The organism is Sphingomonas oryzagri, from assembly GCF_029906645.1.
Taxonomy (GTDB): Bacteria; Pseudomonadota; Alphaproteobacteria; order Sphingomonadales; family Sphingomonadaceae; genus Solisphingomonas; species Solisphingomonas oryzagri.
Map to the genome: position 1 here is coordinate 26,560 of NZ_JARYGZ010000007.1, position 6,293 is coordinate 32,852.

The 6,293-nt window shown below is 67.2% G+C and carries 11 protein-coding genes; all 11 read left to right on the forward strand.

Annotated features, from left to right (window positions below; translation table 11 throughout):
- Positions 1-159 precede the first annotated feature (159 nt).
- Positions 160-963, forward strand: coding sequence for a GPO family capsid scaffolding protein (locus QGN17_RS20790; protein WP_281046522.1), 804 nt, complete (start codon positions 160-162; stop codon positions 961-963).
- A 57-nt stretch (positions 964-1,020) separates the two neighbouring features.
- On the forward strand, positions 1,021-2,130 hold the full coding sequence (locus tag QGN17_RS20795) for a phage major capsid protein, P2 family (protein ID WP_281046524.1): 1,110 nt from the start codon (positions 1,021-1,023) through the stop codon (positions 2,128-2,130).
- A 255-nt stretch (positions 2,131-2,385) separates the two neighbouring features.
- Positions 2,386-3,078 carry a phage terminase small subunit gene (gene gpM / locus QGN17_RS20800; RefSeq protein ID WP_281046526.1) on the forward strand — a complete coding sequence of 231 codons (693 nt, stop codon included), beginning with the start codon at positions 2,386-2,388 and terminating at the stop codon, positions 3,076-3,078.
- The gene (locus tag QGN17_RS20805) at positions 3,075-3,323 is read left to right on the forward strand and encodes a hypothetical protein (protein ID WP_281046528.1); all 249 of its coding nucleotides are present in this window, start codon (positions 3,075-3,077) and stop codon (positions 3,321-3,323) included. Before gpM ends, QGN17_RS20805 begins: the two co-directional genes overlap by 4 nt.
- Positions 3,324-3,428: 105 nt before the next feature.
- Positions 3,429-3,944, forward strand: coding sequence for a head completion/stabilization protein (locus QGN17_RS20810; RefSeq protein ID WP_281046529.1), 516 nt, complete (start codon positions 3,429-3,431; stop codon positions 3,942-3,944).
- On the forward strand, positions 3,944-4,168 hold the full coding sequence (locus QGN17_RS20815; RefSeq protein ID WP_281046531.1) for a tail protein X: 225 nt from the start codon (positions 3,944-3,946) through the stop codon (positions 4,166-4,168). Before QGN17_RS20810 ends, QGN17_RS20815 begins: the two co-directional genes overlap by 1 nt.
- Positions 4,169-4,184: 16 nt before the next feature.
- The gene (locus QGN17_RS20820; protein ID WP_281046532.1) at positions 4,185-4,532 is read left to right on the forward strand and encodes a hypothetical protein; all 348 of its coding nucleotides are present in this window, start codon (positions 4,185-4,187) and stop codon (positions 4,530-4,532) included.
- Positions 4,529-5,074, forward strand: coding sequence for a glycoside hydrolase family 108 protein (locus QGN17_RS20825; protein ID WP_281046533.1), 546 nt, complete (start codon positions 4,529-4,531; stop codon positions 5,072-5,074). Before QGN17_RS20820 ends, QGN17_RS20825 begins: the two co-directional genes overlap by 4 nt.
- On the forward strand, positions 5,071-5,628 hold the full coding sequence (locus tag QGN17_RS20830; RefSeq protein WP_281046534.1) for a hypothetical protein: 558 nt from the start codon (positions 5,071-5,073) through the stop codon (positions 5,626-5,628). Before QGN17_RS20825 ends, QGN17_RS20830 begins: the two co-directional genes overlap by 4 nt.
- Positions 5,600-5,860, forward strand: a complete 261-nt coding sequence (locus tag QGN17_RS20835) for a hypothetical protein (protein ID WP_281046535.1) — start codon at positions 5,600-5,602, stop codon at positions 5,858-5,860. Before QGN17_RS20830 ends, QGN17_RS20835 begins: the two co-directional genes overlap by 29 nt.
- The coding region (locus QGN17_RS20840) for a phage tail protein (RefSeq protein ID WP_281046537.1) at positions 5,857-6,293 on the forward strand (437 nt) is incomplete at its 3' end. The genes QGN17_RS20835 and QGN17_RS20840, both read left to right, overlap by 4 nt.

Genomic DNA, 6,293 nt, shown 5'->3' on the forward strand with positions numbered 1-6,293 from the left:
GGCCATGCCGCAACCCTATGAGGCGGGCCGCAGCCTACGGAGTGGCGGCTATTGTGGGAGCGCCTTTCACAAGAGGCGCTGATTGCGAGCATCGGCCAAATCGAGGCTTCTGGATGCGTCGAAACGCAAACCGCCGCACCCGAGGTTCACAAGTCCACAATGGCCAAATCGAAGCCCTTCCGCGCCTTCGTCGAAGGTAACACCATCAGCGACGGCCGGGAGATCACGGCCGACATGATCGATGAGATCGTCGAGACCTTCGATCCCGAGACCTATACGCCGCGCATCAACATCGAGCATACGTCGTTCACCGGCTATGGCGATGTCGTCGCGGTCTTCGCCCAGGACGATCAGATCCGCATCGCCGGCAAGCTCGAAAAGCGCCGCGCGCTGTACGCCACGATCGAGGGCAACGATCAGCTGCTCGCGCTGGTGAAGGCCGATCAGAAGCCCTTCCCGTCCGTCGAGATCACCGACGACTATGCCGGCACCGGACTGACCGGTCTCACCGGTTTCGCCTTCACCGACAATCCGGCGTCGATCGCGACGCAGCGCGCCATGTTCTCGCGCGCCAAGGCGACCGGCGCGCTGATCGCGGCCGGCACCGATGCCGTGGCCCTCGAATTCGAGGACGCGCCAGTCGAGGACAAGGCGACCGGTGCCTTTGCGGCGTTCATGACCAAGCTGACCGGCCTCCTGCCCTCGAAGGAACCGGAGCCGAAGAAGGCGCCGAAGGTCGAGCCGAAGGGCGACGGCACCGATTTCGCGGCCGTGATGGCCGAGGGCTTCGCCGCGATCGGCGAGCAGTTTTCGGCCCTGCAGAAGTCCGTGTCCGACCCGGTCGCTGCGCTGACCGCCCGCTTCAACAAGCTGGAGCAGGATCTCGCGAACACCGAGGCCGCCCCGACCCAGCGCCGCAAGCCGTCCTCGGGCGGCACCGGCCGGGTCGCCGCGGACTTCTGATCGAAGCCGCCCAGCCCCCTCTCACCCCGTTTCCCCTCCCCGGAGCAATCGAACCCAATGCTCGAACATACCGAAATCGCTGTCGCCACCTACATGGCGAACGTCGCCAAGGCGAACGGCGTTGCCGACACCGGCAAGAAGAAGTTCACCGTCTCGCCTGCGATCCAGCAGAAGATCGTTACCCGCCTGCGTCTCACCTCGAGCTTCCTGAGCATGGTGAACGTGACGCTGGTCGCCGCGCAGGAAGGTGAGAAGCTGGGCGTCGGCGCCACGCGCCCGATCGCTGGTCGCACCAACACCAACACGCCGGGCAACCGCCGCATCGCGACGGACCCGACCAGCACGACGCGTCTCAATACCTATCGCTGCGAGAAGACCGACAGCGACTACGCGTTCAAGTACGACAAGCTCGATTCCTGGGCGCACATTCCGGAATTCGAGAAGCTCCTGCAGGAAGCCGTGCTGACCCAGCAGGGCATCGACAAGATCATGATCGCGTTCAACGGCACGCACGTTGCGGCGGACACGGATAAGGACACCTATCCGCTCCTGCAGGACGTGAACGTGGGCTGGATCCAGCAGCTGCGCACCGATGCACCCGAGCGGATCATCAGCTACGGCGAGAAGGACCCTCAGACGAAGGACGCGGGCGGCAACGTCACCCATACCGGCTCGATCATCGTCAAGGCGGATGGGACCGGCGATTACGTCAATCTCGACGCACTCGTCACCGACATGAAGCAGCTGCTCGACGAGCGGACCCGCACGGCTACCGATCTGGTCGTGATCCTCGGCGCTAACCTCGCCGGCAAGCGCACCTTCACGCTGGTCAGCTCGGCCGGCAACGACGCGGAGAAGGCGCTCGCGCTCGACGTGCTGCGCGGCAAGGATACCATCGGCGGTCTGCCGTCGATGCAGGTACCCTACTTCCCCGCGAACGCGATCATGATCACGTCGCTGAAGAACCTGTCGATCTACCTGCAGATCGGCTCGCAGCGTCGAATGCTCCGCGATGAGCCGGATTACGATCAGCTCGCCAACTATGAGTCCTTCAACGAGGACTATGTGATCGAGGATTACGGCAAGATCGCCTTCGCCGAGAATATCGATCTCGAAGGCGACGGCGAGATCGCCAACGTTCCGGAGGAAGAGGGCGAAGGAGCCTAATCGGCCCGTCCACACCTCCTGATCGGCCGCGCGTGATCCGCGCGCGGCCACACCTTTCCACAGGACCCTATCACCATGAGCCTCGCTCTTAGGCATCGCGCCCGAATTCTCGCTTCACAGATGGCGCCGAGTGCCGCAGCTGCTCATGGTGTGTCGGCTGGGCGCGTCGTCCCCGCTTCCCCCGCGCCCAGCCGGCCTTCCCCTTCCACCGCCGTCCCTGTCCCCCGCGATCCCGCTGCGATCATGGCGGCCCAGATGAAGCTGCGCCTCACCCACGATCTGCGCAGGCTGAAGGAAATCCAGTCGATCGAGCGCAAGATCGCCACGAAGCGCGAAATGCTGCCCGAATATGAGGCTTGGGTGGCCGGCCTGCTCGTGGCCGGCCAGCCCTCGGCCGGTGACGAAGTGCTGCCCACGATCATGGTCTGGAAGATCGATGTCGGCGACTATGCCGGCGCGATGCCGCTGATCGAGCATGTGTTTCGTCACCGGCTGGATCTGCCCGCCCGCTACGAGCGCACGGCCTCGGCGCTGGTCGTTGAGGAGATCGCGATCGGCGCGATGAAGCTGCAGCTCGCGGGCGAAGCCGCGCCGCTCGGCATCCTGCAGGAGATCGAGGCCCTCACCGCGTCGGACGACATCCACGATCAGATCCGCGCGAAGATCCACAAGGCGATCGGCGTCGAGCTGGTCCGCGCGGCCGAGGCGATTTCGCCCACCGATCCCGCCGCCATGCCGGCCATCGAGCGCGCGCGCGCCGAGCTGGTCCGCGCCCAGGCACTCAACGATCGTGTCGGCGTGAAGGACAAGCTGCAGCGGCTCGACCGGCTGAAGAAGGCCGTCGAGGAATCGGCCGCCCCGCCCCGCAAGCCCGCCGTCGCCAAGAAGCCGGCGCCGGCCAAGGCCCCCGCGCGCAAGTCCCCTCTGAAGAAGGAAGCATCCGCTTGACCCTGTTCCGCCTCATCCCCTTCGTCTGCATCGCTGCCGGCGCCGCCCTTCTGTGTGGTGGCTCGCTCGGCTGCGCGCTGATCGGCGCCGCGCTTGGCGCAACGATCTTCGTCCTCGCGGCCTGCGATCCCGTTTTCGCCGCGAAGCTCGCCTCGCTGCTCGCGACGATCAAGGCGTCCTACGCCGTCGCCAAAGCCAAGATCGAAGCCTTCATCGCGCGGCTGCGCGCGCGCACCGAGGCCTAACCAGCTCGCCCCCCGGCGCCGGGGGCGGATCGCCGCAGGCGGGAGTGGGCTTCGGCCCGAGGGCCGCCCCAGCACCGATCCCCACCCCCGATACCGGAGATCCGCATGTCCACCTTCATCCCCGCCGATCCCGCCGCGCTCGCTGCCGGCATCGAGCAGGCCGATGTGGAGGCGCCCGCCGCGCCCCCGGCCGAACCGCCCGTCACCAATGACGGCTTCTTCCCCGATATCGATCCCGTCACGCTGCGCGAGGCCTATCGCATCCGCGACGCCGTCACCCCCGCGCGGCTGCGCGAAGCGATCATCACGTCCATCATCACGGCCGGCGACGATCTCGCCGCCTGGGCGGCATCGCAGAAGGCGGCCGGCTACGCCACGCTGGGCGAAGTCCCCTCCCCGCAGGTAGGTGGCAAGAGCCGGCTGGTCGCGCTCTACGGCACCGCGATCGGCTCCTACACCCGCGCCCAGCTCGTCGAGCGGCAGGCCGATATGGATCTGACGGGCCAAGGGCAGCGACAGGTGAGCGATCTCGCCGACACGCCGGCCGAGCTGCGCCGCGATGCCGTCTATGCGATCCGCGCGATGCTCGGCGTAGGACGCCAGACGATCGAGCTGCTTTGATGGCCGATACGGTGACAGCGCGGCAGGGCGATACCGTCGAGCTGCTGCTCTGGCGCGAGCGCGCGATTGGCCCGTCCGGCCTTGATGCCGTCTTCGCCGCCAACCCCGGCCTTGCCGCGCTCGGCACCATCCTCCCGATCGGCACCGTCGTCACCGTGCCGGCAACCGTCACCGCCGCCTCCACCACCCCGACCCTCAACCTCGTCCAGCTATGGGATGATTGATCTTGGTGCGCCTCGCATGAAACAGTTCCCCAACGATTACCTTCACACGATCGGCATCATCATCGCCGCGCTCGCCCCCGCCGCGATCGGCGCGGCCGTCGCGCAGGCGTGGGAGCATGGCCTGAGCTGGACGCAGCGCCTCGTCCAGTGGGCAGTCGGTATCTGCGTCTCCTACTACGTCACCGGCGCGATCGGCGCGATCCTGCACCTCGATCCGTTCGTGGCGCAGGCGATCGGCTTCGTCATCGCGATGGTCGCCTTCCGCGCGACGCCAGCATTCATCGCCGCGTCCGTCGCGGCCGTCGGTGCGATCCCGTCCGGCCTGCTCGCGAAGATCGGCATCAACAAGGATCCTGCGTCGTGAACCGCGCGCAGCTGATCGATGCGCTGATCGCGCGGGAGGGCGGCTATGTGAACATGACGGCCGACAAGGGCGGGCCGACGCGCTTCGGCGTGACGCAGGCCGTCGCTCGCGCCCATGGCTATGCCGGCGACATGAGCCAGTTTCCGATGGATCTCGCGCGCTCGATCTACGCGGAAACCTACTGGAGCGCGGCGCAGCTCGATCGCATCTCGGCCATCGCGCCGCACGTCGCGGGCGAGCTGTTCGACACCGGCGTCAACATGGGGATCTTCGTCGCGGGCAAGTTTCTCCAGCGCGCTCTGAACGTGATGGTGGGGGACGGCCTGCTGGTGGACGGCCATGTCGGCGACAAGACGATCGCTTCGCTCGAGCGCTACCAGCAGGCCCGTAAGGCTCAGGACGGCGAGGCTGTCCTCGTCGAGCTGCTCAACAGCTTTCAGGGCACCCGCTACGCCGAGATCGTGGAGGCGAACGCCGCGCAGCGGGTCTTCGTCTTCGGGCAGGTGCGCAACCGCGTGATGGATCGGAGTGCTTCGGCATGAGCGCGATCGTCGCATGGCTGCTCGGCCACCTGCTCACCGTAGGGCTGGCGTCGATCCCCGGCGTGGGCGGGATCGCTCTCTTGCTGCGCTATGGCGGCAGCGTGATCGGCTGGCTCGCCGATCATCGGAAGGATGCCGTGATGATGCTGATCGCGGCCGTGGCGGCCGGCCTCTACGCATGGGGCGCCATTGGCCGCGCCGATCGCGCCCAGCTCGCCGCGTGGGGCGACAAGGTCTGCGCCTCGGCCGGCGCTGAGCTGCAGCCCGCCAAGGGCAAGCGCGGCGCCGACTGCGCGGCCCGCATCGCGGATCTCGCGCGCGAGGAGCGGGATACCCTGAAGGTCAGCAACGCTGCCCTCGCCGATGCCCGAGCGCGTGACCAGGCGCGATCCCGTCAGGACGTCGCGAGCGCGCGCGCGGATGCACAACGAGCGGCCGATGCCGCCACCAAGATGGAGAAAGCGAATGGCGCGATCGGCGCGAATGATCAGGTTGGCAGCGATTGGTTTGACAGTCTCAATCGCCTTGGCGGGCTGCGCGGGCCATCCGAATAAGCCGGCGCCTGCCCCGGCCGTCGCGGTCAATACCGAAAGCACGCCCTCGGCGGATCTGCTCATCTGTCCGAAGCGGGCGGACGCCTTCCCGCTCGATCAGACGGCAACCATCCCGCCATCCGTGCGCAGCGTCATGATCGCGCTCGCCAGCGCCTATGGCGCGGCCGTCGATCAGCTCGACCGGCTGATTGAATGGCATGATCCCGGCGCCTGCTCGGCGCCCGCGAAGTGAAGAAGGTCGATGCCCTCCGCGCGCTGCTGCTGAAGGCGGTGCCCGGCCTCGCGGCCAAGCCGGAGAATCTGTCGCTCTTCGTCGACAAGGGCCGGCTGGGGGCGATCCGCACGCAAACCCTGTCGTTCGAGTATCGCTACACCGCGACGATCGTCGTGCAGGATTATGCCGGCGACGTGGACGCGATCTTCGTGCCGTTGCTGGCTTGGGTGGCGACCAACCAGCCTGATCAGCTGCGCCGCGCGGACGGCGAGCCGTTCGGCTACCAGATCGAGCTGCTTGACGGCGAATCCTGCGATGTCGAGATCCAGCTCGATCTGACCGAGCGCGTGATCGTGAAGCAGGGCGATGCCGGCTGGTCCGTCACTCACCTCGACGATGCGCCGATGCTCGACACCTTCCCCGGCGTCACGCCCGCCCCTGCCCTCGCCCA